This is a genomic window from Chryseobacterium sp. MDT2-18, from assembly GCF_030815285.1.
GTDB lineage: Bacteria > Bacteroidota > Bacteroidia > Flavobacteriales > Weeksellaceae > Kaistella > Kaistella salivictor.
On sequence record NZ_JAUSWQ010000025.1, the window covers coordinates 1 to 3,236 of the forward strand.

Sequence of the window (3,236 nt, forward strand, 5' to 3'; positions counted from 1 at the left end):
TAACCTCTATAGGATTGTTTATTATCGGTTGAAACCTGCTGTGATTTTTGATTAATGGAACTTCCTGATAACAGAATCTGTCCATCGATAGTGGAGGTCATTGTCGTTAAAAAATCCTGGGTAGAAGATTTTATGTCTTTTTGCCACAAGGGTTTGTTTTCCTGTGCGGAAACCGAGAGTATGCCGAAAAAAAATAGTACCCCAATGTAGAGTTTTTTCATAGGTTGGTTTTTCAATGGCAAAAAGTAGCTATAAATAGTAATATGAAAATAGGGGTATATTTCCATTTTCTCTTTATTTGGAAAACAGTAATTGAAAATAGAAGTACAATTAAGTGGTAACAAGTTGTTAATAAGCAATATAGAAACTAAACAAAGCAATCTTGATTTTTGTCAGTTTTACGAAACACCTGTTGTATTTTGTAAAATACTGTTTGGTTTACCCATTTAATACTGTTTATAACCTCTTTAATTAACCAGAAACAGAAGCTGCAATAGAAAAACAATGAGTTTTCAAGCTATTTAAAGGAAAAGGAATGTAGTTTACGCTAAGTATATTAACTCGAACTGTGATGCGTTTGCGATGGGAGTTGTTATTTATGATTGCTTCTTCGCTTGTTCCTCGCTTTTTGGAATGACGGTTTTTAGTCGATAATCATTAATTGAACAGAGTTGAGGGATAAACGAAGATAGGTGCAGAATTCTTCTACTGGTAGTGTCTGATGTTCTGATTTGTTGCGTACCTTTTTGATTTTATGAATGAGATCTGGTACATGGCTCGTTTTTTTTAGACAGATTAAAATAGAGTATTATTTTTAACATCAAGAAAACACAATGAAAAAATCAAGATTTACGGAGGCACAGATTTTAAAGGTGCTTAAGAGCCAGCAGGAAGGCAAGAAAGTAGCAGAGATTTGTCGGGAGTTCGGGATTTCCGAGCAGACATTTTATAACTGGAAGAGCAAGTATGGCGGTATGACCCTCTCGGAACTCCAGCGTGTGAAGGAACTGAAATCGGAGAATGCCCGCCTCAAGCGTATTGTTGCAGAGCAGCAACTGTCCATCGATATTTTGAAGGAGATGATCCCCGCTAGTGCGAGTGTCTCGCTCGTACCTGTAAAACTAAAAGAATAAGAAAAAAAACTTATTTTTTTATTAACTTTATCGGATGAGCAGGAAATACAAATTCTGAGAAAAAGACGGAGCTTATTTCATAAGTTTTGCTACTGTTTTTTGGATCGATGTATTTACGAGATTAGAATATTTTGACATCATGATCAGCTCTTTTGATTATTGCAGAAAAACCAAAGGCATGATTATTTTTGGTTACTGCATAATGCCCAGTCATGTTCATTTAATATTTCGTTCTTCAGAAGAAAAGCCTTCCGAATTAATAAGGGATTTCAAAGGTTTTACATCAAGAAAAATCATAAAAGGCATTGAAGAAAACACTCAGGAAAGTAGAAAAGAAACGTAACGAAGTGGTGTAGCCAATGGTTGCTTTGGATGTTTGAACAAGCAGGAAAAAGAAATTCAAATGTCAAAAAACATCAATTTTGGCACCACCACAACAAACCCATTGAGATTTGTTCTTTAAAAGTTTTGAACAAAAACTAAACTACATCCACCATAACCCTGCAGAAATTGGTTTTGTTATAGAGCCTTGGGAATGAAAATACAGCAGTGCAAGAAATTATTGTGACGATTATCAAGAGATTTTAGAAATTGATATAAATTTGTAATTATTATGGGTACGAGCGTGACGCTCGCACCAGTGGGGTGGGGAGTAGACGGAACCGTAGTTTCTTTTATTTGAATTTTGTAATGCTATAGTAACCTCCTCCGTAATCACTTAAAGTTATTATGTACCCATCTATAAACATTTTATATAGCACTGTTTTTACAGTGCTATAATTCATTTTATTAGGTTTTAAAATAAAAAATTCTTTTTCAGTTTCTAAAAATTCTTTTTCTATTTCTCCTATATTCATATTTAAAACCTTTTCATCAATTTCACTTACATTAAAAAAATAGCCTTTATTTTCATATTTTTTTATATCAATAATTTTCAGTGTTTTTTTTTGATTAAATAAGTCTTTTAAATAAATATCAAAGTCGTCATTCTTCGAGTGGGAATCTTGGTAAATTTTATAGATAAATACTATATTGGTTTCTAAAATCCTACCATTATCAATCTTGAAATATAAATTAAAATTAAAATTAGGTGATGGTAAACCATTCTCTATTGATACTAATTTTTTTATAAATTCGGGATTAATTTTTTCATTTTTACAAGAAAAAAAGGACAATCCCAGAAAAAAGAACAATAAAAAATATTTAAAAAGTTTTCTCATAATATTATTTGCTTTTTTTCTTATCATCATCTCCTGGAACTTTATAATTTGGCGGATTAGGAGTTATCGGCTCACCACCATAAGTAGTTCTTAATGGTAACCCTTCTATCTCTCTCGCTTCATTTTCTGTTTTGACGGCCCTTTGTTCTGACGGGTTTTGTGCGTTAGCGTCATTGGTAGCATCAGATTGGTTATTTATCTCTTTATCATATTGATGTTGCATTTCGTGGGCAACTGTACTTAAATCAGATGTCGCAATTCCTTCTGATTTTTCAAATCTATCATTTTCAAATTTACTTGTGAAATTATATATTGTTTGCGACCCTCCATCTGCTGTACCCTTTACACCAGAAGGTTGATCTGGTGTTTGTGGATCAAAGATGTAGTGTTTATTCTTGGTGTTTTCTAAAGTGTGAAGTTCACCTTTTAAAATTTCATTATTTGAATGTTCAATCTTTCTGTATGATTTTGCTAATCGGAATAAATTTTGGCTAACCTTATCTTTTCGTCCATCATATTTCTTTCCTAATGTATTATCACCATTCAATCGATAAAAATTTCCTTTGCTATATTTATAATGTACTTGAGATTTTTCATTAATAACTTGTACGAATATAATTTCTCTGCCATCAGGATCAACAAACATTATAGGATTATCTACCGCATAAGTATAAGGCGAATATCTTCTATATTTTTCTGCTTTTTCATCCACCACGCCCCATCTCCCAATATCTGGCATATACATCCTAGCACCATAATCATACATCCCTGTCTCCTGAAGTTCCTTGCCGTTGTACTTGTAGTTGTACTTAGAATTACCAACCAAATTATTATAATCAGTATGTTCTAAACCAAAAGGATAATAATTGCTTTCAGTATCAAT

Annotated in this window: 2 protein-coding genes and 3 pseudogenes; 2 read left to right on the plus strand and 3 right to left on the minus strand. The window is 32.5% G+C overall.

The window, feature by feature from the left end; translation table 11 throughout:
• Nucleotides 1–221: pseudogene (locus QF004_RS13855) on the minus strand (T9SS C-terminal target domain-containing protein); the annotation flags it as partial.
• A 612-nt stretch (nt 222–833) separates the two neighbouring features.
• Here QF004_RS13855 and QF004_RS13860 point away from each other — a divergent pair.
• Both QF004_RS13860 and QF004_RS13865 read left to right on the plus strand, forming a co-directional pair.
• Nucleotides 834–1,041: pseudogene (locus QF004_RS13860) on the plus strand (transposase); the annotation flags it as partial.
• A 171-nt stretch (nt 1,042–1,212) separates the two neighbouring features.
• Nucleotides 1,213–1,741 (plus strand): annotated as a pseudogene (locus QF004_RS13865) (transposase).
• A gap of 66 nt (nt 1,742–1,807) precedes the next feature.
• Here the strand turns inward: QF004_RS13865 and QF004_RS13870 are convergent.
• Entirely contained in the window at nt 1,808–2,383 is a 576-nt protein-coding gene (locus QF004_RS13870) for a hypothetical protein (RefSeq protein ID WP_307427480.1), read from the minus strand.
• A partial coding sequence (locus tag QF004_RS13875; protein WP_307427477.1) for an RHS repeat-associated core domain-containing protein occupies nt 2,358–3,236 on the minus strand: 879 nt, incomplete at its 5' end. The genes QF004_RS13870 and QF004_RS13875, both read right to left, overlap by 26 nt.